The organism is Mesorhizobium sp. 43Arga (assembly GCF_053714255.1).
Window position 1 is genome coordinate 168,909 of the sequence record NZ_JBSKBO010000002.1, and the last position, 22,008, is coordinate 190,916.

At 63.5% G+C, this 22,008-nt stretch carries 21 protein-coding genes; 11 read left to right on the forward strand and 10 right to left on the reverse strand.

Going from position 1 to position 22,008, the window contains the following annotated elements; genetic code table 11:
* The first annotated feature begins 119 nt into the window (after positions 1 to 119).
* From ACWGS8_RS07160 to ACWGS8_RS07170, 3 genes are read left to right on the forward strand one after another with little or no spacing between them, the layout of a single operon-like run.
* Positions 120 to 1,067: an ABC transporter permease gene (locus ACWGS8_RS07160; RefSeq protein ID WP_454580265.1), complete on the forward strand. Its 948-nt coding sequence runs from the start codon at positions 120 to 122 to the stop codon at positions 1,065 to 1,067.
* Complete coding sequence (locus ACWGS8_RS07165) at positions 1,064 to 1,933, forward strand: ABC transporter permease (protein ID WP_454580266.1); 870 nt, start codon at positions 1,064 to 1,066, stop codon at positions 1,931 to 1,933. Before ACWGS8_RS07160 ends, ACWGS8_RS07165 begins: the two co-directional genes overlap by 4 nt.
* Positions 1,930 to 3,552: an ABC transporter ATP-binding protein gene (locus tag ACWGS8_RS07170; RefSeq protein ID WP_454580267.1), complete on the forward strand. Its 1,623-nt coding sequence runs from the start codon at positions 1,930 to 1,932 to the stop codon at positions 3,550 to 3,552. Before ACWGS8_RS07165 ends, ACWGS8_RS07170 begins: the two co-directional genes overlap by 4 nt.
* Before the next feature lie 13 nt (positions 3,553 to 3,565).
* Here the strand turns inward: ACWGS8_RS07170 and ACWGS8_RS07175 are convergent, their stop codons facing one another.
* Positions 3,566 to 3,997, reverse strand: a complete 432-nt coding sequence (locus tag ACWGS8_RS07175; RefSeq protein WP_027046940.1) for a TerB family tellurite resistance protein — start codon at positions 3,995 to 3,997, stop codon at positions 3,566 to 3,568.
* Positions 3,998 to 4,132: 135 nt separating this feature from the next.
* Between ACWGS8_RS07175 and ACWGS8_RS07180 the strand changes: the two genes are divergently transcribed.
* The 4 genes from ACWGS8_RS07180 to ACWGS8_RS07195 all read left to right on the forward strand — a co-directional run bounded on the left by ACWGS8_RS07180 (position 4,133) and on the right by ACWGS8_RS07195 (position 6,564).
* The gene (locus ACWGS8_RS07180; protein WP_454580268.1) at positions 4,133 to 4,918 is read left to right on the forward strand and encodes a TSUP family transporter; all 786 of its coding nucleotides are present in this window, start codon (positions 4,133 to 4,135) and stop codon (positions 4,916 to 4,918) included.
* A 51-nt stretch (positions 4,919 to 4,969) separates the two neighbouring features.
* Positions 4,970 to 5,140, forward strand: a complete 171-nt coding sequence (locus ACWGS8_RS07185; RefSeq protein WP_080511798.1) for a hypothetical protein — start codon at positions 4,970 to 4,972, stop codon at positions 5,138 to 5,140.
* Positions 5,141 to 5,242: 102 nt separating this feature from the next.
* Positions 5,243 to 6,073 (forward strand): helix-turn-helix domain-containing protein, encoded by an 831-nt coding sequence (locus ACWGS8_RS07190; RefSeq protein ID WP_454580269.1) that lies wholly within the window; start codon positions 5,243 to 5,245, stop codon positions 6,071 to 6,073.
* Between the two features lie 71 nt (positions 6,074 to 6,144).
* Positions 6,145 to 6,564, forward strand: a complete 420-nt coding sequence (locus tag ACWGS8_RS07195) for a VOC family protein (RefSeq protein WP_454580270.1) — start codon at positions 6,145 to 6,147, stop codon at positions 6,562 to 6,564.
* Positions 6,565 to 6,570: 6 nt separating this feature from the next.
* Here the strand turns inward: ACWGS8_RS07195 and ACWGS8_RS07200 are convergent, their stop codons facing one another.
* Positions 6,571 to 8,046 (reverse strand): cobyric acid synthase, encoded by a 1,476-nt coding sequence (locus tag ACWGS8_RS07200; protein WP_454580271.1) that lies wholly within the window; start codon positions 8,044 to 8,046, stop codon positions 6,571 to 6,573.
* The gene (locus tag ACWGS8_RS07205; protein WP_454580272.1) at positions 8,046 to 8,660 is read right to left on the reverse strand and encodes a dimethylsulfonioproprionate lyase family protein; all 615 of its coding nucleotides are present in this window, start codon (positions 8,658 to 8,660) and stop codon (positions 8,046 to 8,048) included. The genes ACWGS8_RS07200 and ACWGS8_RS07205 overlap by 1 nt, the downstream gene beginning before the upstream one ends.
* Positions 8,661 to 8,802: 142 nt before the next feature.
* On the opposite strand from ACWGS8_RS07205, the gene ACWGS8_RS07210 reads away from it, so the two are divergent.
* From ACWGS8_RS07210 to mmsB, 3 genes are all read left to right on the forward strand, one after another.
* Positions 8,803 to 9,969: an isobutyryl-CoA dehydrogenase gene (locus tag ACWGS8_RS07210; protein WP_010909986.1), complete on the forward strand. Its 1,167-nt coding sequence runs from the start codon at positions 8,803 to 8,805 to the stop codon at positions 9,967 to 9,969.
* A 57-nt stretch (positions 9,970 to 10,026) separates the two neighbouring features.
* Entirely contained in the window at positions 10,027 to 10,395 is a 369-nt protein-coding gene (locus ACWGS8_RS07215; protein WP_454580273.1) for a four helix bundle protein, read from the forward strand.
* A 114-nt stretch (positions 10,396 to 10,509) separates the two neighbouring features.
* Positions 10,510 to 11,394, forward strand: a complete 885-nt coding sequence (gene mmsB / locus ACWGS8_RS07220; protein WP_454580274.1) for a 3-hydroxyisobutyrate dehydrogenase — start codon at positions 10,510 to 10,512, stop codon at positions 11,392 to 11,394.
* A gap of 283 nt (positions 11,395 to 11,677) precedes the next feature.
* Here mmsB and ACWGS8_RS07225 read toward each other — a convergent pair whose 3' ends face one another.
* From ACWGS8_RS07225 to ACWGS8_RS07255, 7 genes are all read right to left on the reverse strand, one after another.
* The gene (locus tag ACWGS8_RS07225) at positions 11,678 to 12,322 is read right to left on the reverse strand and encodes a cytochrome c oxidase assembly factor Coa1 family protein (protein ID WP_454580275.1); all 645 of its coding nucleotides are present in this window, start codon (positions 12,320 to 12,322) and stop codon (positions 11,678 to 11,680) included.
* Positions 12,323 to 12,407: 85 nt separating this feature from the next.
* Positions 12,408 to 12,773: a hypothetical protein gene (locus ACWGS8_RS07230; RefSeq protein WP_454580276.1), complete on the reverse strand. Its 366-nt coding sequence runs from the start codon at positions 12,771 to 12,773 to the stop codon at positions 12,408 to 12,410.
* A 138-nt stretch (positions 12,774 to 12,911) separates the two neighbouring features.
* Complete coding sequence (locus tag ACWGS8_RS07235) at positions 12,912 to 14,291, reverse strand: aspartate aminotransferase family protein (RefSeq protein ID WP_454580277.1); 1,380 nt, start codon at positions 14,289 to 14,291, stop codon at positions 12,912 to 12,914.
* A gap of 50 nt (positions 14,292 to 14,341) precedes the next feature.
* Positions 14,342 to 14,467, reverse strand: coding sequence for a capsid protein (locus ACWGS8_RS07240; protein ID WP_081293941.1), 126 nt, complete (start codon positions 14,465 to 14,467; stop codon positions 14,342 to 14,344).
* Between the two features lie 64 nt (positions 14,468 to 14,531).
* Positions 14,532 to 16,595, reverse strand: coding sequence for a prolyl oligopeptidase family serine peptidase (locus ACWGS8_RS07245; RefSeq protein WP_454580278.1), 2,064 nt, complete (start codon positions 16,593 to 16,595; stop codon positions 14,532 to 14,534).
* 84 nt (positions 16,596 to 16,679) lie between these two features.
* Positions 16,680 to 17,840: an MFS transporter gene (locus tag ACWGS8_RS07250; protein ID WP_454580279.1), complete on the reverse strand. Its 1,161-nt coding sequence runs from the start codon at positions 17,838 to 17,840 to the stop codon at positions 16,680 to 16,682.
* A 378-nt stretch (positions 17,841 to 18,218) separates the two neighbouring features.
* On the reverse strand, positions 18,219 to 20,123 hold the full coding sequence (locus ACWGS8_RS07255; protein ID WP_454580280.1) for a phospholipase D-like domain-containing protein: 1,905 nt from the start codon (positions 20,121 to 20,123) through the stop codon (positions 18,219 to 18,221).
* Between the two features lie 254 nt (positions 20,124 to 20,377).
* On the opposite strand from ACWGS8_RS07255, the gene ACWGS8_RS07260 reads away from it, so the two are divergent.
* Entirely contained in the window at positions 20,378 to 21,955 is a 1,578-nt protein-coding gene (locus ACWGS8_RS07260) for a trimethylamine methyltransferase family protein (RefSeq protein WP_454580281.1), read from the forward strand.
* Positions 21,956 to 22,008 lie beyond the last annotated feature (53 nt).

Consider the following 22,008-nt stretch of genomic DNA (forward strand, 5'->3'; position numbering starts at 1 on the left):
GGTGAGAGAGCGATCTCCCCCCTTGAGGGGGAGATGTCCGGCAGGACAGAGGGGGGCGCCGTAGAACGCTACCGTCACCGGTTGTTCGCCTTAGACTACGCATCCGTCCCGCACCTCCTATGACCGCCTACCTCCTCAAGCGCCTCGCCATCTCGCTTGCCACACTGGTGCTGGCCTCCATCGTGGTGTTCGCCGTGCTGGAAATCCTGCCGGGCGACCCGGCGCGGCTGATGCTGGGCATGAACGCCAGCGCCGACCAGGTCGAACTCTTGCGTAACCAGATAGGCCTGAACGCTCCCCTTCTCTTGCGCTACTTGCACTGGGCCGGCGGCCTGCTCAGCCTCGATTTCGGCCGCTCCTATACTTATTCGGTGCCGGTCATCGATCTCGTGCGTGAACGGCTTGCCGTGTCGCTGCCGCTGGCGCTGATCGCGCTAGCACTCTCCACGATCATAGCCATTCCGATCGGCCTGTTTTCCGCCAGCCGGCGCGGCCGCGCCGGCGACACGATTTCCATGGGCGCGGCCCAGCTTGGCGTGGCCGTGCCCAATTTCTGGTTCGCGCTGATGCTGATCTATGTCTTCGCCGTCTGGTTGCGGCTGGTTCCGGCCGGCGGCTTTCCCGGCTGGGGCGCCGGCATTTGGCCGGCGCTGAAATCGCTGCTGCTTCCGGCGATTGCCCTTGCTTTGCCGCAGGCGGCGATCCTGGCGCGCGTCACCCGCTCCGCACTGATCGAGGTGCTGAACGAGGACTATATCCGCACCGCCCGCGCCAAGGGCCTGCCCTACCGCGCCGTGCTGTGGCGGCATGCGCTGCGCAACGCCATGATCCCGGTCCTGACTATTATTGGCCTGCAATTCGCCTTCCTGCTCGCCGGCACCATCATCATCGAGAATGTTTTTTATCTCCCCGGCCTCGGCCGGCTGGTGTTCCAGGCGATCACCCAACGCGATCTGATCGTCGTCGAAAGTGTCGTCATGCTGCTGGTCGGCGCGGTCATTGCAGTCAACCTCCTGGTCGACCTTTCGTACGCGGTCGTCGATCCCCGCCTGAGAAGCCGGCAATGACCCTGCACATCGACATCCCTGAAGAGACGCTCAGCGGCATCCTGGCCAAGGCATTCAGGAACACGGCTTTTGTCACCGGCTTCGTCATCACCGTGCTGATCCTGGCGATGGCTCTCGTGTCCTATGTCTGGACGCCCTTCGATGTGACGAAGCTGGTCATAGCCGACAAGACGCGAGGCCCCTCGCTGGCACACTGGTTCGGCACCGACCATTTCGGCCGCGACATCCTGTCGATGATCATGGTCGGTGCTCGCAATTCGATCGCCGTGGCGCTGGTCGCGGTCGGCATAGGCATGGGCATCGGCGTGCCGCTCGGCGCTTTTGCCGCCGCGCGCGGCGGCCTCGTCGACGAGGCGCTGATGCGTATCAACGATCTCGTGTTTGCTTTCCCGGCGCTGCTGTCGGCCATCATGATAACAGCCATATTCGGGCCAGGCGCGGTCAACGCCATCATCGCCATCGGCATCTTCAACATCCCGGTCTTTGCCCGCGTCGCCCGCGCCGGGGCGCTGGCGATCTGGCCGCGCGAATTCATCCTGGCCGCGCGCGCCGCGGGAAAAAGCAGCACCCAGATATCGATCGAGCATGTGCTGCCCAACATCGTCACGTTGCTGCTGGTGCAAGGCACGATCCAGTTCGCGCTGGGCATCCTGGCCGAGGCCGGACTTTCCTATCTCGGCCTCGGCGCGCAGCCGCCAATGCCGAGCTGGGGCCGCATGCTGTTCGACGCGCAGACTCGCATGGTGGCGGCGCCGTGGATGGCGATCTTTCCCGGCATGGCGATCGTCATCACCGTGCTCGGTTTGAACCTCCTGGGCGACGGCATCGCCGACATTCTCGACCCCAAATCGCGGCGGCAGCGATGAGCCTGCTGGAGATCGAGAACCTGTCGCTGACCATCGGCGACACGCAAATCCTGAAGGACATGGAACTCTCCGTGGCATCAGGCGAAGTCATGGGGCTGGTCGGCGAATCCGGCTCAGGCAAGTCGATGACCGCGCTGACCGTGATGCGGCTTTTGCCGCATGCCGCGCGCGCCAGCGGGCGCGTCTCGTTCGACGGCATCGACATCCTCGGCGCAACCGAAGACCAGATGTGCGCGCTGCGCGGTGATGACATCGGCATGGTGTTCCAGGAGCCAATGACGGCACTTAACCCCGTGAAGACCATCGGCGAACAGGTCGCTGAAGGCATACGCTGGCACACCAAGGCCACACGCGCTGCCGCTGAAGAGCGGGCGCGAAAAATGCTCGACCGCGTTGGCCTGCCCTCGGCAAAATTCCCGCTGTCGCGCTATCCGCACGAACTGTCGGGCGGCCAGCGCCAGCGCGTCGTCATCGCCATCGCCTGCGCGCTGAAGCCGAAGCTGTTGATCGCCGATGAGCCTACCACGGCGCTCGACGTGGTGCTGCAGGCGCAGATCCTCGACCTCCTGCGCGACCTCGTCGCCGAGAGCCGCATGGGCCTGCTCCTGATCTCGCACGACCTCGCCGTGGTGACCGAGATGGCCGACCGCATCACCATCCTGCGACGCGGCGAGGTGATGGAGGCCGGCGACACCGCCCGCACGCTGGCCGAACAGCTCCACCCCTACACGCGCCAGCTGGCGCAGGCCTCGATGCATGTGCCGGCGCGCCCCAGGCCGCACGATACGAGTCAGGGCAAGCCCCTGATCCAGGTTGAAGGCGTGACTCGCGATTATCCCGGCCGCCGCACCTCCCTGTTCAAACGGGCAGCGCCCATCCGCGCCGTCGACGATGTCTCGCTGTCGATGCAGCCGGGCCAGTCGGTGGCGTTGGTCGGCCGCTCCGGCTGTGGCAAGTCAACACTCGCGCGCATGATCCTGGCGCTCGACAAGCCGAGTTCGGGCACGATCCGGTTTCGCGGCGAGACCATCACCGGCAAGAGCGAGGCTGAGTTGAAACCCGCCAGGCGCGACATGCAGGTTGTCTTCCAGGATCCTTACGGCTCCTTCGATCCGCGCCAGAAGGTCGAAAAACTGGTCGCCGAGCCGCTGCACGTGCTGGAGAAAAAACCGACGCGCGGCGAGCGCCGCGAAATGGTGGCGCATGCGCTGCACGAGGTCGGCCTCGATCAGCGCGACATGGACAAATACCCGCACGAATTTTCGGGCGGCCAGCGCCAGCGCCTGTCGATCGCCCGCGCCATCATCACCCGCCCGAAACTTGTTGTCGCCGACGAGCCGGTTTCGGCGCTCGATGTCTCGATCCGCGCGCAAATCCTCGATCTGTTCGCCGAGCTCAACCAAAAACTCGGCATCGCCTATCTCTTCATCACCCACGACCTGACCGTTGCGCGGGCCATCACGGACGAGGTGTTGGTCATGCACGATGGCAGGATCGTCGAGCGCGGCAAGACGAACGAGGTGCTCGATCATCCGCATTCCGAGGCCGCCAGGGCGCTGGTCTCCGCGGCCCCGGATCTGCACCGGGCAATTGCTCGGCGGATGCAAAAGCAAGGATGAGTGGGGAAAGAACCTATTCTTCCGGCTTCACCACGTCGACCGGGCTGATATCGAGCAGGTCCAGAGTGCGGCGCAGCAGGCGCACCTCGCTCTCGGCCAGTTGCGAATCGGCCTTGGCGATCTCGGCCATGTGCTGGGCCAGTTGCTTGCGGCGTTCGACGTCGAGATCGCGAAACAGCGCGATCGCTTGCGAGCCATTGGTCTCGTAGCCGAACTCGTTGAGATATTCGATGACGGCGTCGATGCTGGTTTCCTGGATGCCGAAGGCGTCCTTGCAGATGCGCCGGAAGGCAACCATCTCGCTCTCGCTGACCGTCCCGTCGGCCAGGATCATGCGGAAAAGCATGAGCAGTTCCGCCGACAGGACAGGATCGTCGGCGACCTTGCGCACGCCCGGGTCGCCGTCGAAGATGGAGCGTATCTGGTCCAGCAATGCGAATGCCATCGGGGTCTCTTTCCGGGTTAACCAAATCCAAGCGCATTGCGCTTGGATAGAGGTAGCGCGGAATCGGCCTTGCGCAAACAGGGCTGTCGTGGTCGAACGCCGTTATCCCGCCGACCGGACGTCTCCGCACATCAGATGATCGATCTCACCACCCAGACTATCGTCATGCTCGCCTTCGCCGCCTTTGCGGCGGGCTTTGTCGATTCGATTGCCGGCGGCGGTGGACTGATCACCATTCCGGCGCTTTTGCTTGCCGGTTTCTCGCCGGTCGAGGCGCTTGGCACCAACAAGCTGCAAGGCATGTTCGGCTCCGGCTCGGCGACCATGCACTATGCTTCCAAGGGCCATGTCGACCTGCGCCGTCAATTGCCGTCGGCGCTGCTGGCGGCGGCAGGCGGTGTCGTTGGCGCCTTGCTGGCCACCCTCGTTCCAGGCAATCTCCTGCGCGCCCTGCTGCCGCTGGTGCTGATCGCCATCGCGCTTTATTTCGCGCTCAAGCCCAACATGAACGATGTCGACCGGGCCGAGCGCCTGTCACCCTCCCTGTTCGGGCTGACCCTGGTGCCCGCGATAGGCTTCTATGACGGCCTGTTCGGCCCCGGCGCCGGCTCCTTCTATATGCTGGCCTTCGTCGCCCTTGCCGGCTACGGCGTGCTCAAGGCGACGGCGCACACCAAGCTGCTCAACTTCGCCTCCAACATCGGCGGCTTCATCGTCTTTGCCGCAGTCGGCGTCATCTCCTGGAAGATCGGCCTGATGATGGGCGTTGCCCAGTTCCTCGGCGCCCGCGTCGGCGCGAGCCTCGCCATGCGCATAGGCGCCAGGCTGATCAAGCCGCTGCTGGTGATCGTCTGCGTCGCGCTGGCGGTGAAGCTGTTGGCCGACCCGGCCAACCCGCTGCGTGTCCTGATTGGTGTGTGATCACGCGCCTGTTACTATGGCGCTGTTCGAATCATGTTGGAGGAGCCACACATGAATCTCAGCGCGCCTACCCAGATCGTTTTCATCATTTCCCTGGTCATCGCCATCATCGGCATTCTCGCCGCGCTTGGCGTTCTCGCGTTTATCCCGCTTGCATCGGTATGGATCGTTCTCATTGCCTACATCGTGCTCGCCGCCGGCTGCCTGATGCGCGGCGCCTGACGAGTTTCCCTTGAAGTGGGGACAGAGAGCGCCCGGCCAAAAGCCGGGCGCTTTCGATTCCGGCCTACGGCTGATAGATTTGTCCCGGCGGAAGGATGGCCGATGCCGATCGAGATGCAGCGCCGGAAGGAACAGGACCGCTCCATCGCGGGACGCTTCGAGATGCGCCGGCGCCTTGCCGATCCTGCGCTCGAAGGCATCGTCACCGACCTTTGCGGCTATCGCGAAACAGCGGCAGGCCACTTCTGCAATGTCGAATATGCTTCGCTGACCGTGCCGCTGGTGATCAGTTTCGCCGAGCCCTTCGCCATCGGCCTGGGCAAGGCGCCCGGCGACAATGACCGTTTCGCCAGTTTCGCCGCGGGGCTTTTTGCCGGGCCTGTGATGATCGAATCCTTCGGCGGCGCCTGCTGCGTCCAGGTCAATTTCACACCGCTTGGAGCGCGTCGTTTCTTCCGCTTGCCGATGAGCGAACTGGCCGACAGCATGGTCGCCCTCGACGACGTGCTGGGCGCCGAGGGGATGGCGCTGCGCGAACAGCTTGGCAATGCGCCGGACTGGGCATCGCGTTTCGACCTGGCAGAAGCCTTCGTCACCGCCCGGCTTGAGCGCGCCGCCGAAACGCCACTGCAAATCGCCTGGGCTTATGACCGCATCGTCGCCTCCGGCGGACGGACCCGCATTGCATCGATCGCCGAAAAACTGGGCTGTAGCCGAAAGCATCTCGCCGGCAGTTTTTCCGATGCGATCGGTATCGGCCCGAAGACATTGTCGCGCATCGTCCGCTTCAACCGGGCGCTCGGCCTGTCACGGCAGCATACCGCCGATTGGGCTGGCATCGCCGCCGATTGCGGCTATGCCGACCAGGCGCACATGGTGCGCGAGTTCCGCGACCTTGCCGGTGAGACGCCGACAGCGCTCTCGGTCAGGTAACATTTCTTCAAGACGCTAGACCGGCCATCGAACAGAGTGGGTTATCGACCAACCCAGATCAGGAGGTTCCCATGCCCACCGCCACCGAAGCCCCGCGTCTCTACCCTGCAGTGCGTTACAAAAACGCGGCGAAAATGATCGACTGGCTCTGTGAAGCCTTGGGCTTCAGCGTCCGTGCCCGCTATGGCGAAGGCGATGTCGTGCACCATGCCGAATTGGTCTTCGGCGCCTCGATGATCATGCTGGGCAGCGCACGCGACGACGATTACGGCAAGATGGTCGGCGAACCCGGTACCGGCGGCGGCAAGTCGATCTATGTCGCCGTCGACGACGCCGATGCCGCCTATGCCAGGGCCGAGAAAGCCGGCGCGACGATCATCCAGGAACTGACAGACCGCGACTATGGCAGCCGCGAATTCATCTGCCACGATCCGGAAGGCGGCGTCTGGTCGTTCGGCACTTACTGGCCGAAGGCAAGCGAGAAAGCGTAGGCCGGTCTACCTGGCCAACCCGAAAATCGCGTCACAGTCGAGGTGGCTCTCCAACTCGGTCGCGACGTCGTCCAGTGCCCGCTCGACTTCGGCGCGGTAGTCGATGCCGCCGCCCTTGATGCCAAGGCTCTCGAGGAATTTTCCGCGAAAGGCGTCGGCGCCGAACAGGCCGTGCATATAGGTGCCGATGACTTTCCCGTCGGCCGAGATCGCACCGTCCGCAACGCCATTGATGATCACCGACGGTCGCATCGTGTCAGGGCCGGTGGTGCGGCCGAGATGGATTTCGTAGCCTTCGAGCGGCAGGTCGAATTGCACCGAGCGGGCGCTGACATTGCGCACCGTCTTCTTCGGCTCCATCACCGTTTCGATATCGAGCAGGCCAAGCCCTTCGGCCTCGGTGACGCTACCTTCGATCCCCTCGGGATCGCGCACCCTGCGGCCAAGCATCTGAAAGCCGCCGCAAACGCCGACGACATGGCCGCCGCGCTTGCGATGTGCGGCAAGATCGCGGTCCCAGCCATTCTCGCGGAATCTTATGAGATCGCCGATCGTCGATTTGGAGCCGGGAATGACCACCAGCCCGGCATCGGCGGGCAGCGGTTTCCCGGGCGGCACGAACACCACCTCGACCTGCGGTTCGGCCTTGAGCGGATCGAGATCGTCGAAATTGGCGATGCGGCCAAGCATCGGCACCGCTATTTTAAGCGCCCTCGCCTCGCCGGATGCCAGTCGCTCCAGCACGACCGAATCCTCTGAAGGCAGCCGTGCCGCCGCCTTGAGCCACGGCACGACGCCAAAGCAGCGCCAGCCGGTGAACTTCTTGATCGCCTTGATGCCGTCATCGAACAGCGAAACATCGCCGCGGAACTTGTTGATGAGGTAGCCGACGATCATGCGCCGGTCCTCTTCCGGCAGGATCAGATGCGTGCCGGCGACCGAGGCGATGACACCACCGCGATCGATGTCGCCGACCAGCACCACCGGCACATCGGCACGGGTGGCAAAACCCATATTGGCGATATCGCGGCTTCTGAGGTTGATTTCGGCCGGCGAACCGGCACCCTCGACGATGACCAGATCGGCGCCCTCGCCGACCTTGCCCCAGGAGTCGAGCACGGCATCCATCAACTGACCCTTGAGCGCCTGATAGTCGCGCGCGCGCGCCTCGCCGAACACCTTGCCCTGCACGATGACCTGCGCGCCGACATCGGTCTGCGGCTTGAGCAGCACCGGGTTCATGTGAACCGACGGCGCAACGCCGCAAGCGATCGCCTGCAGCCATTGCGCACGGCCGATCTCGCCGCCGCTGTTGCTGTTGTCACCGGGAATGTCGGCGACCGCGGCGTTGTTCGACATGTTTTGCGGCTTGAACGGCCGCACCTTGAGCCCGCGCTTCTTCGCGGCGCGGCAGAGGCCGGCGACCAGCACTGTCTTGCCGACATCCGAACCCGTGCCTTGCAGCATGATCGCCCTGGCCATCAGCTTCGGCCCTGCATCGCGGTTCCGGTGATCTTTGATTTCTGCGCCAGCGGCCCGCCGCGCCAGATGTAGAGCGCCAAAAGCGGTTCGTTGCCGGTTCGCATGGCGTGGTTGACATTCGAGGCGTGGTGGACGACGTCGCCCGCCTCCCGCACGCGAAAACCGCCCTCGCCCATGCGCCATTCCGTGTCGCCGGTCAGCGGAATGTAGATCTCCTCGGCGACGTGATGATGGTCGGGATAGACAATGTCTGGCCCGAGGATCAGCAGACCGGCGGCAACCTCGTTATTAGCGAAATGACCGCGCGTGCCGAACACTTCCAGCCAGCCGTAATTGTCGATGAAGGCCTTGCCGAAATCCGCTTCCGCGTAGGTCTGCCCCCAGCGCAATCCGTTGCGATGCTCCGCCAGCCATTGCACCAACGGTTTCGCTGCAGGTGGCGCCAGTTCAGAGGCGCGGTCGAGATGGCGCACGCAGCTGATCCCATGCGGCTCCAGCGCGCGTGCCGGCATGTCCCAGCCGATGCGGGCCACGGCGTCGCGCACCAGGGCGTCGTCCACGCAAGCGAGATAGGTGTGGAATTGCCGAAGCAGTTCATCGAATTTTGTCGTCACATCTCGCTCCGGACATGCATTGGTGCACAGCCGCTCCGCAGCGGGTCGGGTTGCGCGGCGGCATCATTGGTCTAGATTGATGCGCGCGCAAAGCCAAAAACGACAGGCCAGCGGGCTAGCTGGCATATAGGGAGAGAACGCCATGGACGCCGCGGTCGATGCGAGCACCAGCCAGTTCGAACTCAACGAGGAACAGCGCGCCATCCAGGAGATGGCGCAGGCCTTCGCCGCCGACCGTGTCGCGCCGAATGCGCTCGACTGGGATCGCAGGAAGCATTTCCCGGCCGATGTGATCCGCGAGACCGGGCCGCTCGGCCTCGGCGGCATCTATGTCAGGGACGATGTCGGCGGCTCCGCCCTCGGCCGCCTCGACGCCGTGCTGATCTTCGAAGCGCTGTCGCATGCTGATCCGGGCTTTTCGTCCTTCATCTCGATCCACAACATGGTGGCGTCGATGATCGACCGCTTCGGCAACGACGAGCAGCGCCAGCGCTTCCTGCCGAAGCTGACCTCGATGGAATGGCTGGCCAGCTATTGCCTGACCGAGCCGGGCTCGGGGTCGGATGCCGCGGCGCTCAAGACGCGCGCGGTGAAGAGCGGCGGCGATTATGTCCTCAACGGCGCCAAGCAATTCATCTCGGGCGCCGGCGACAGCGACGTCTATGCCGTCATGGTGCGCACTGGCGCCGACGGGCCTAAAGGCATTTCCACCATTGTGGTACCGAAAGATGCGCCCGGCCTCTCCTTCGGCGCCAACGAGCACAAGATGGGCTGGCACATGCAGTCGACCCGTCAGGTCATCTTCGAGGACTGCAAGGTGCCGGCGGAAAACCTCTTGTCGGGTGAAGGCGCCGGCTTCGGCATCGCCATGGCCGGGCTCGATGGCGGCCGGCTGAACATCGCCGCCTGTTCGCTGGGCGGCGCCCAGTCGGCGCTCGACAAGGCGCTGTCCTACACGGCCGAACGCAAGGCCTTCGGCTCGAAGATCAACCAGTTCCAGGCGCTGCAGTTCAGGCTGGCGGACATGGAGACCGAGTTGCAGGCAGCCCGCATCTTCCTCTATGCCGCCGCCTCCAAGCTCGACCGCAAGGCGCCGGACGCCGGCAAATGGTCGGCCATGGCCAAGCGCTTCGTCACCGACACCGGCTTCAACGTCGCCAACAATGCGCTGCAACTGCTCGGCGGCTACGGCTATCTGCACGATTACGGCATCGAGAAACTGGTGCGCGACCTCAGGGTGCACCAGATCCTCGAAGGCACCAACGAGATCATGCGCGTCATCATCGCGCGTGCCTTGATCGGACGATAGGCAGTAGGCAGTAGGCAGTAGGCAGTAGGCAGTAGGCAGTAGGCAGTAGGCAAAGAGATGATCGGCAAGATCAATTCGTACAAGGATCTTATCGTGTGGCAGCAGGCGATGGATCTGGCCGTCACCACCTACTCCTTGACCAAGACATGGCCGAAAGAGGAATTGTACGGTCTGACCAGCCAGATCCGCCGCTCGGCAACCTCTATCCCTGCAAATATCGCGGAAGGTTATGGCCGGGACAACAGAGGCTCCTATAAGCAATTTCTCCGGATTGCTCAGGGTTCGCTGAAGGAGTTCGAGACACATCTCCAGATCGCTGAACGCATTGGCCTCGCCACGCATGATCAAGCTCATCAGATACTGCTTGCGACCGAGGGGCTGGGAAAAATGCTTCGCCAACTCATTATTAAACTTACCCCCGAGTAGAGTGCCTACTGCCTACTGCCTACTGCCTACTGCCTACTGCCTACTGCCTACTGCCTACTGCCTACTGCCTACTGCCTACTGCCTACTGCCCTACCCCAATCACGGAGCGTCGCTATGACCACAATCGCTTTCATCGGCCTCGGCAATATGGGCAACCCGATGGCCGCCAATCTGGTCAAGGCTGGGCATGTGGTGAACGGTTTCGACCTGGTGCCGGAAAACCTGACAGTGGCAAAAGAACATGGCGTGACGATCATGGCGAATGCCTTGGACGCGGTGAAAGACGCCGATGTGGTGATCACCATGCTCCCTGCCGGCAAGCACGTGCTGTTGGTTTATGAGGACATCGCGCCCGGGGCGAAAAAAGGCGCGCTGTTCATCGATTCCTCGACGATCGACGTCGAATCGGCGCGCAAGGCGCATGCGATAGCCGCCAAACACGGCCTGCTCTCCATCGACGCGCCCGTCTCGGGCGGCACCGGCGGTGCGGCGGCCGGCACGCTGACCTTCATGGCCGGCGGCTCCAACGATGCCTTCGCTGCAGCCGAGCCGGTCCTGAAGCCGATGGCCGGGCGCGTCGTCCATTGCGGCGGCGACGGTGCCGGCCAGGCGGCCAAGATCTGCAACAACATGATCCTCGGCATTTCGATGATCGGCGTCGCCGAGGCCTTCGTGCTGGCCGAAAAGCTCGGCCTGTCGCATCAGGCGCTGTTCGACGTCGCCTCGACCTCTTCGGGCCAATGCTGGTCCTTGACCACCTACTGCCCGGTGCCCGGCCCGGTGCCCACTTCGCCCGCCAACAGGGACTACAGACCGGGCTTCGCCGCTGCCCTTATGCTGAAAGACCTGAAATTGTCCCAGGAAGCCGCACAGAGCGCGGGCGCGGTGACCCCGCTTGGCGCGGAGGCGGCACAGCTCTACGCCCTGTTCAACGCCCAGGGGCATGGCGGTGCCGATTTCTCCGGCATAATTAATTTTCTCAGGGGTAACCCAGCGTAACCAACGGATTTGATGGATTTTTTTCCGGATCAGACCGGCAGAAGAACCGCAAATTTAGATTTGCTTAAGCTCTCGATAACTCTGCGGTAACGATGTCCCTATAAAACGGACTGCGAGGCGGACATATCGCATCCGCCCGGCGCTCCGGATCAGGTCTCGCGTACCGGAGCCCGTAAGTTTCGCCAAGTGTTTGCGTAGCGAAACGCCATGCGTATCTGGCAAAGCCGCGTTCCCGATGGAGCGCGGTTTTTGCATTTCTGCCGCGCTCACCCCAGGCTCATGTCTATATTCCGATCGCCGCGTTCGGGATTGGCACATGATCTTCGTTGGTCAGCACGATCGGTGCGTCCACTCCATCAACTCTGACCACGAGCAGGCGGATGCTCCACGTCCCGGCATTGCGGACCAGATGGGAAAACACGGTGGCTTTGCCCTTGGCGCCGTGGACGGGAATGCTGAACTGGGCGTCGCCCGTGCCATTCGCGCTGACGTTGAGATGGCCGCCGACCCAGAAATTGTCGATCACGTCGTCGCCGATGGCAGCCTTGACGCGGGCATCGGAACGCACGGCGTCCATGGTCATGTGGTAGGCGTCACTGCCTTTGAACATGAAGGGGATGCTGCCGACCGCCGTCGCACAGCCCCCGATGCTGAGCACCCAGACAGCAAGGCCGGCGATTGCCCAGTTGCGCTGCGTCTTGCGGAACTGCTCGGCGTCGCGCCAGGCCCGGTTCTGCCAAGCCCAGCGGCTGCCGCGTGCGCCGAGCACGAAGATCATGATGAGGTTGACGACCGGGATCAGTGCCAGCAGCGCGATGAAAGTGCTGTTGCCGATGCCCCAGATCCAGTTGAGGAAGAAGGCGCCCCAGTTCCAGCGGTCGAGCTCGGCCGGGATCTCAGCCGGCTGGTTAAGCGGTTGTCCGGCCATGATGTCTCCCCATCGGTGCGCATACCGATTGGTTCTAGCCCATGATCTCGACAATGGGCAAAATCAAAGTTCGGCAGGGTCTATTTCAAGCCTTTGACGACAGCCGGCGAAAATTCGCCTTCACAGCGCGGCTGGCCGGCTTCAGCCCGGCGCTGATCGACCGTTCCGCCGCGACACCGTTGAACAGCGACGGCGTGCGACCGGAAAGGAGTTCCGGCCAGAAGCGTGACGCCGATTGCAGGAAGGACATTTGCGCCGCGAACGCGCCCTCGGCGATTGCCGCGGTCTTCTCGTTCACCGCACGCACGGTTTCGGTGCCCCAGGGCAGGCTGCTGCCGGCGTCCATAGCCATCAGCGGCAAGCGCATCATCGCCACCATCGGCGCCAGCATCAGGTCAGCGCCGATGCTGGCCGCTTCTTGCGCGCGTCGGCTCTTGCCGGTTTTTCTCATGGAAATGAACCCCTTGTCGCGGCCGGATAGCCGCTGTCCGACACACTACGCGCGGAGGATGAAGTTTGTTCCCCATCGAGGCAGGATGTTTCTCGAGACCGGGCGTTCCCTTGAAGAAGCGCCCGGTCGAGGATCGCCCTACCGCTTGCGCAGGTCGGCCTGTGCCAGATCCAGCGCCTTGCTGATCCGCTCGCAGGCCATGTCGATCGTGTCGCGGGTCCAGATCAGCGGCGGCGACAGGATCATCGTGTCGCCGGTTGCGCGCAGCATCATGCCGTTGGCGATCGCATGGTCGCGCACCGTCACCGCGGCACTTCCTGACGGCAGGAACCGCTCCTTGGTCGCCTTGTCCTTGACGATCTCGATCGCGCCCATCAGCCCGATCGAACGCACCTCGCCGACCAGGTCATGCCCGGCGATGCGCTCCTGCAGGGCCTTGGCGAAATAAGGCCCGGTGTCGTTCCTGACGCGGTCGACCAGGCCTTCCTGCTCGATGATCTCGAGGTTCTTCAAGGCCACGGCGCAGGCCACGGGGTGGCCGGAATAGGTGTAGCCGTGGTTGAACTCGCCGCCCTTCTCGACCAGCGTCGAGGTGATGCGGTCGCCGACCAGCAGCGCCGACAGCGGCTGGTAGCCCGAGGTCAGTGCCTTGGCCGTGGTGATGGTGTCTGGTTCGATACCGAAGGTCTGGGCCGCGAACCATTCGCCGGTGCGGCCATAGCCGGTGATGACCTCGTCCAGCATCAAAAGCACATCGTATTTGCGGCAGATGCGCTGCACTTCCGGCCAGTAGCTCGCCGGCGGGATCTTGACGCCGCCCGCGCCCATCACCGGCTCGCCGATGAAGGCCGCGACCTTGTCGGCACCGGCTTCGAGGATGGCATCCTCGACCGATTTGGCCGCGCGCAGGCCGAAGTCATGGTCGCTTTCGCCCGGCAGCGCCAGTTCATAGGCATAGGGCATCATCACATGCACGATGTTGGGCACGGCCCCGTTGAGCTGCTTGTGCATGGCGTCCATGCCGCCGAGCGAGGTGCCGGCGATGGTCGAGCCGTGATAGGCCATCTTGCGCGAGATGACGCGGTTCTTCTCGGGCTTGCCCTCGATAACCCAGTAGTGGCGGACAAGACGCAATGCGGTGTCGTTGGCTTCCGAGCCGGAGGAGCCGTAGAATACCTGGTTGACGTTCTTCGGCGCGATCTCGGCCAGCTTCTTGGACAACAGCACCGGCGTCGGCGTCGAGCATTTGAAGAAGGAATTGTAGTAAGGCAGTTCCTTCATCTGCGCATAGGCGGCCTCGGCCAGTTCGTCGCGGCCATAGCCGATGTTCACGCACCACAGGCCGGCCATACCGTCCAGCAGCTCGGCCCCTTCGGAATCGTAGATGAACGGGCCATTGGCGTGGGTGATGATGCGCGAACCGGCCTCACGCAATTCCTTGTGGTCGGTGAAGGGATGGAGATGATGCGCGGCGTCGATCTGCTGAAGCTGCTTCAGCGAATAATTCTGATAGGTCATGTCTCGATCTTTCCTCTGGATTCAGTCCGGCAGGCGCCGGGGCGAATGCATCAGAGGCTGGCGGGCGGTGAATAACCGATGCGGGCGCACAGCCGCAAAAGCTCCGCGCGCAGCGTGCGCGGTGACGGTGTCACCGCGACCCCGAACGTGCAGACAAAGGTCATAGCAGGAGCCATGGCGGGCACCTTAGAGCAAAGGCTGGCCGAGGTGAACCACCCTTTGCCTGGCCCATGACGGATTCTAAGCCTTGGCGCTCAGCGCCCGCTGCAGGAAGACATATTTCATCGCCGTCTGCGCCGCCTGCGGCCGGCGGTCGCCACGTCCGCCATGCCCGCCTTCGGTTTCCTCGAAGAACAGCGTCCCGGCGTGGCCGGCCTCCTGCAGGCGGGCCGCCATCTTGCGCGCATGGCCGGGATGGACGCGGTCATCGGCGGTCGAGGTGGTCAGAAGGACCGGCGGATAGGCGGCAGCCGCCTTGACGTGCTGGTAGGGCGAATAGGCGGACAGCCATTTTGCATCTTCCGGCTTCGACGGATCGCCATATTCGGCCATCCAAGAGGCGCCAGGCGGCAATTCGGTGTAGCGCAGCATGTCGAGCAGCGGCACCTCGATGATGACTGCGCCGAACAAATCCGGGCGCTGCGTGAGCGAAACGCCGGTCAGCAGGCCGCCATTCGAGCCGCCCTGGATGCCGAGCGAGCTTGCCGTCGCGATGCCGCGCCTGACGACGTCCTCAGCCACTGCGGCGAAATCGTCAAAACCATTCTGGCGATTGCCTTTCAGCGCCGCCTGATGCCAGGCCGGACCGAACTCGCCGCCGCCACGGATGCAGGCCTGCACATAGGCATTGCCCTGCTCCAGCCACAGCCTGCCGCGCACGCCGGCATAGCCGGGCAAGAGCGGCACTTCGAAGCCGCCATAGCCGTAGAGCAGCGTCGGCACCGGCCCCTTCTGGTCGCGCCGCCTAACGACGAAATACGGGATCATCGTGCCATCCTTCGAGCGCGCCTCGAACTGCTCCGAGATCAGCGGCGCGGCATCGAAGCGCGCCGGCTGCGACTTGACCGTCTCCAGCGTCTCGCCATCATCATCCGACCAGATGATCGAGCTCGGCGTCAGGAAATCCGTGAAGGAGAAGGACACGCTCGATCCGAAATGCTCGGCATGGCTGATGCCGACAGTGCCGTTCTCGGGCAGTGCAACCGGCTTCATCGACCAGGCGCCATCCCTGCGCTCGCAGACGAGAACCTTGCCGCGCACATTGTCCATCAGGCTGATGAACAGCCGGTCCTGCGTTCTGGCGAGCCCGGCGATGGACACGCGATGCGCCGGCGCCAGCAAGGTTTCGATGGCGCCGAAACTGCCGGTTTCGATCCAGTGGGCGAAATCGAGCGAATAGAGCCCGTCCGGTTGGCACACCGTGCCGTCCGGCGCCGTCCACGGCGTGCGCACCCCGAACACCAGCTGGTCCTTGAAAAGCGATGTGTCGGTGGCGTCGTCGGGCAGCGGAATGTGCCTGTTTTCGCCGGACGGGAGATGCAGGAAACTGTGCGACGCGAAGAAATTGATAGCCCGTGCCAGGAACACGTGACGCTTCTCGCCGTCGAACTCGACACCGGCGCCGGCGGCGAGATCGTCTTTCTGCGCTTCGAAGATCGGCGTCGCCTCTTCCAGCGCCGTGCCGCGCTTCCAGAGCTTGATCACGCGCGGGTAGCCGGACTCGGTCTTGTCAGCTTCCTCGAACGCCGCCGAGACGATGACCGTGTCCTTGTCCAGCCAGCCGAAACCCGACTTGGAAGCCGGCGCACGGAATCCGCCCTCGATGAACGATCTGGTTTCGATGTCGAATTCGCGCATCTCGCTGGCGTCACCGCCATCCGGCGACATCGACAGCAGGCAGCGGCTGAAGTCCGGATAGAGCCGGCTGGCGCCGCTGAACACCCATTTTATCCCCTCCTTCGCCGCAAGCTGGTCGAAGTCGATGATGGTTTCCCAGACCGGCTTCTCGGTCTTGTAGGAAGCGACCGTCGTGCGGCGCCACAGGCCGAGCGCATTGGTCTTGTCCTGCCAGAAATTGTAGACATGGCCGGCGATTGCCGCGCCGACGGCGATATTGTCCTCGGCCGTCATCAGGTCGAGCGCCGTCTGGAACGACGCCTGATAGGACGGATCGCCCTGCAATTGGCCTGTCGTGATTTCGTTCTGGCTATGCACCCAGTCGAGCGACTGTTTGCTGGTTCTGTCCTCCAGCCAGAGGAAGGGATCGGCGGTACCGGCTTCTGGCTTGGCGATGGGCTTGGTCATGGAATCTCCAATAGGCATTCTTCGGCATGCAACATCGACATGCCGCGTCCGATATTCAATAGCCGCGGTATCCCGGCAGAGGATTCAGGCCTTCCCGCGACCGGCGACGCTCGCGACCGCCAGGACCAGGCTCATGAGGCCAAGCGTGATCGGCAGGCCTCTTGCGCCAAGCAAGTCCATGGCGGTGCCGGCCAGCGGCGGCACGGCTATGCCGCCGACGCCCCACATCAGGGAAAAGGCGGCGTTGCCGGCGACCAGCGTCGAGCCAGTGAAGCGCTCGCCGAGCTCGATGATCGACATCGTATAGATGCCGTAAGAGACCGCGCCCCAGACGAAGATCATCGGCCAAATCAACGGCGTTTCGATGAGAAGCGGCAGCAACATGCATCCGAGCACCGTCAAGGACACACAGGCAAGCCGAACCAGCGAGGCGGTCAGCCTCTCCGCCAGCAGGCCGAGCGGCACCTGCATGGCGATGTTGCCGGCGATCATGATCGACAGCAGCGCCGACATGCGGACTTCCGCGATGCCGTGATGGATGCCATAGACCGGCAGCAAGGCCAGTGCCCCCTGTTCGAAACCCGCGGCCACGATGACCGCGAACAGAAGCAGCCACGCCATCGGCACGAAGCCCAGGACGGAAACCCGATGCCCGGCCTCGTCCACCTTGGGCAGGCGCGGCAGCACCGACGCCAGGCAGATGCCGCACAGCACGAAGGCGCCGATGCCGACGAGGAAGGGCGGCCATCCCTGCGTACCGACGGCAAGCAAGCAGAGTGGCCCGGCCGCGAAGCCGGCCGAAATGATCGTCGAATAGACGCCCATAATGCGCCCACGCCTGGCCGGCGGCGCCAGGGCAATCACCCAGATTTCGCTCAAGACATAGAGCGGGTTGGTCACCACGCCGATCAGGAAGCGCAGCGGAAACCACAGATAGACATTCTGCGTCCAGCCGATCAGCGCCAGCACCATAGCCGAGAGCGCGGCGCAAGTGAGCGCCGTGCGCCCTGCCCCGAACCGCCGCGCCAGCCCAGGGATCAGCGGCGACGAGACGATGAAACCGATCGGCGTCATCGCCGCCGACAGGCCGATCATCGCCGGCGAGACGCCCTGGCGCTGCAGGATGAAGCTCAGCAGCGGATAGGACAGCCCCTGCGCGATGGCGAACACCGAGACGGTCGCGATCACGCCGGTGATCGCCGCCCATTGCGTTCCTTCGCCAGTTTTCGAATCCGCCGCGGCCATGGTCCTACCGTTGGTGCGGCAGGATTAACGGTTCGGCCAGACAGCGGTAAGCCCCGCCGGCGGAAAGCGTTTGCTCCAGCCAGATCCATGTCAGGAGGCTCGGCATTGCGAGGAGCGGTACAAGACCACCAGGACCGCATCGAGACCGAAGATCACCACGGGCAGACCCAGCGGACCGATCCCTTGCATCAAGAGGCCGGCGCCCGGCGGGCCGACGATACCTTGCTTCTGCATCAAGAAGCGTGAACAGCGGCGAGCTCAGCCCTTGCGCGGCGCCGAACATGGCGAGTGCCGCGGTGACGCCGGCGAGCGCAGCCCACTGCGTCCCGCTTCGCCTTCGCTGGAGCTGAATGGCGGTTGCCGCCCGGGCCGGCAGTGCTACGGAAAATAATGGGCAAGCGCGCCCTTCTTGCCGTTTGCGTAGGGCACCAGCCAGTGGTCGTCTGTGTCGATCCCGTAGTCCTTGGATGGCTTGCCGATCTTGCGGCGCCACGCGCGGAATTTGTAGTGATCGAAGATATCGAGGACATGCACGGCATAGGCTGCGGTGAACGTCTTGTCGCCTTCGACGATCACCATGTTCTCGTCATTCTCGTAGGACGCCTTGTAGCCAAGATTGTGGCTGCCCGTGATGACGGTTGGGTGGTCGCCCATAGGGTCGATAACCACAATCTTGTCGTGCACGATAGCAAAACCCGCCCTTAACGCCTCGGCTTCGAAATCGCCGGCGATTGTGCCCTTGGTCAGATTGGCCGCCCGGACAATCGACATGTTCGGCGCATCGGCGACATTGTCCGGATAGACAAAAGGGGATTGGCCGTCTTTGTTCGATTTCTTCGTAACCGGATCCCTGGTCGAGGCAACGTAGTTCGGCATGGCCGCCGCTTCGCTGATCACGCCTTGCACGATCAGCGCCTTGTTCGCCAAGCCTGCCAACTTGGCTTCGTTCACGATCGAATTCTCGCCCTTTTGCGCCGGATTGAAGACGAGGAAAAATATCGCTTGTTTGGCAGCCTGCATACGTGTGAACACATCCGTCAGGTCGACGGGACGAACGGCGAGTGTCTTCTTGTTGTGCTGCGGGTCATTCGGCGAAAACCACACTGTAACACCATCGATCGGCACGGTGGCGCCGTTCAATGGGTTTGGCACGTGGTTTTCCGTGCGGAACGGCACGCCCTGCGTCTGCACCGCGTGCCCAGGGGCGTCCGTGCTCGGCAGCGGCGGGAGCACATCGGCCTTCATGCGTTCCCAATAGGCGTTATACACTGCGGCCATGTCGGAATCTTCGCGGATGAAGGCATTGTTCGACTGGCTGCAGATGCCTGTCGTGGTCCAGTTGGTGCTGCCGGTCAACACTGCCTCGGGCACACCCTGCGGATCACGATAGACAGCGAATTTGTTGTGGCCGATATGGTTGTTGTTGAACATCCGATCGGTCACCACGACGCCCTCATCGTGCAGACGATCGCGAAGGGGCTTGTTGCCTCCATCCCAGCGCTTGGTGTCAGCATCCTTCGCCGAGTTCGACAAAATGACCTCGATGCAGTTCTTGGCGTCGATGAGCGCGTCGCACAATTCGTCATCGCCGAGCTCATAAAGCGCGAGACGGACCGTGCCGCCCTCAGTCCTCGCCCGTGTCAGCAGGCTGGTCAGCACGTCAGGTACATCGCCATGCAGATACGCGCGGATTTTGCTGTCGCGGCGTTTCAGTTCTTTCTGAATTCCTGGAATGTCGCCGACCTTGATCCCGGCTTCTTGCAGCGCGTGCGACATCCATTGCGTCGACAGCACACCATTGGTGAAGGCAACGCGCGCCTTGCCGAACATCTGACCCAGATAGATCGGCGGACTGACCGCGCCCTTGCCGAGATAACCGAGCGGGCGCGCCGGGCCGGTGTAGGCGGGTTTGCCGTCGACGACCTGATCAGGGCGCACCGGCACTGCATCGAGGCCTGGCTTCATGTCGCCGACCGGGCGCACCCGGTAGGCGATCATTTCACCGTCAGGCCTGACGTCGATGCTGTCGCGCCGGCGCCGCACGGTAAGATCGCGCCAGAATGTCTTCTGCACCGGCCAGACCCCGGTGTCCTGCGGAATCCATCTCGGATTGCGTTGCCCTTTGAACGGCACCCAGGATGCCAGGCAGCGCTCCTCGCCGGTGTCGGGATAGAGGCGAACGATCTCGAAACCGAGGCAACCCGGGATCATTCCCTCAAGATCCCAGGAAAGGAACGCGACCTCGTTGTTTGTCGCGGCACGCACTTTGACGACGTCAGGCATGGCTGTCCCTCCAAAAATTGTTCAACGCACAAGTATGTCAGGAGTAAAAGACAGTATTGTAACGCACCGACATCCTTCCCATCGGCTGCGTTCAGGCGCCTGCCGGTGTCCCGATCTGGCCAAGGCGGGTCACAGCCACGCGGCTGCCGTCCAGGCATGTCGCTTCCCTCGCCCTAGTGGTCGCCGCCTCCGCAATGGCCGGCGGGCCGCCGGTCCATTATGCCGCCCGCTATTCGCATCCTACGAGGACCATCATGACCGCCGCCCTAAACCCCCTAGAACCGGCTCTGGCGCCCGACCGTGCCCGCCGTGGCGGCCGCGCCGGAAAGCGCGCCGGAGGCTCGGCCGCCTTCGAGCAGCCGGCTTTCCGTCAGTTGAAAAACCCGCTGGCGCCGACCAGGCTGGTGTCGGACGACGAGCTGGAATCGATCCACCTCGCCTCCTTGCGCGTGCTCAGGGAGATCGGCGTCGACGTTCTGCACGACGAAGCCCGCCGCATCATGAAGGCGCATGGCGCCGATGTGCGCGAAGGCTCGGAGCGCGTGCGCTTCGACAGCGACATGATCCTCGAACTCATCTCGCACTGCCCGTCGGAATTCACCATCCATGCCCGCAATCCCGCGCATAACGTCCGCTTCGGCGGCAACAATCTGATCATCTCGATGATGGCCTCGGCGCCCAACTGCTCCGACATCGACGGCGGCCGCCGGCCGGGCAACCAGGCCGACTACCGCAATTTCCTGCGCCTGGCGCAGATGCACAACATCCTGAACTGCACCGGCGGCTATCCGGTCGAGCCGACCGATATCCATCCGTCGGTCCGCCACCTCGAATGCATTCGCGACCTCGCCACGCTGACCGACAAGGTGTTCCACATCTATTCGCTCGGCAAGGAGCGCAATGTCGACGGCATCGAGATCGCCAGGATCGCGCGCGGCATCAGCCATGAGCAATTGCTGGAAGAGCCGTCCGTCTTCACCATCATCAATACCAATTCGCCGCTCAAGCTCGACGTGCCGATGATGGAAGGCATCATCCAGATGTCGAGCAAGGGCCAGGTCGTCGTCGTCACGCCCTTCACGCTGTCGGGCGCCATGGCGCCGGTCACCATCGCCGGCGCGCTGGTGCAGCAGAATGCCGAGGCGCTGTCGGGCATCGCCTTTGCCCAGATGGTGCGCAAGGGCGCACCGGTCGCCTATGGCGGCTTCACCTCCAATGTCGACATGAAGTCCGGCTCACCGGCCTTCGGCACGCCCGAATACATGAAGGCGCAGCTTGTCGGCGGCCAGCTTGCCCGCCGCTACAACATACCCTACCGCACCTCCAACACCTGCGCCGCCAACACGGTCGACGCGCAGGCGGCCTATGAGAGCGTGTTCTCGCTGTGGGGCGCCATCCAGGGCGGCGGCAATCTGATGATGCACGCCGCCGGCTGGCTCGAGGGCGGCCTGCGCTGTTCCTACGAAAAGACCATTCTGGACATCGACCTGTTGCAGATGGTGGCCGAATTCGTCACACCGCTCGACCTGTCCGAAGAGGCGCTCGGCTTCGACGCCATCCAGTCGGTCGGCCCCGGCGGCCATTTCTTCGGCACCCAGCATACGCAGGACCGCTACAAGACCGCCTTCTACTCGCCGATCATTTCCGACTGGCGCAATTTCGAGACCTGGGCGGAAGCCGGCTCGCCGACGGCGATGGAGAAGGCCAACAAGGTCTGGAAGGAGCGGCTGGCATCCTATGAAGAGCCCTACATGGATCCGGCGATCCGCGAGGAACTCAACGACTTCGTCCAGAAGCGCACGGCCGAAGGCGGCGCGCCGACCGATTTTTGATTGTGCTCGGCGGGCGTCGCCTGCAACCGTAACCTCTGATTCAATTTACGCAA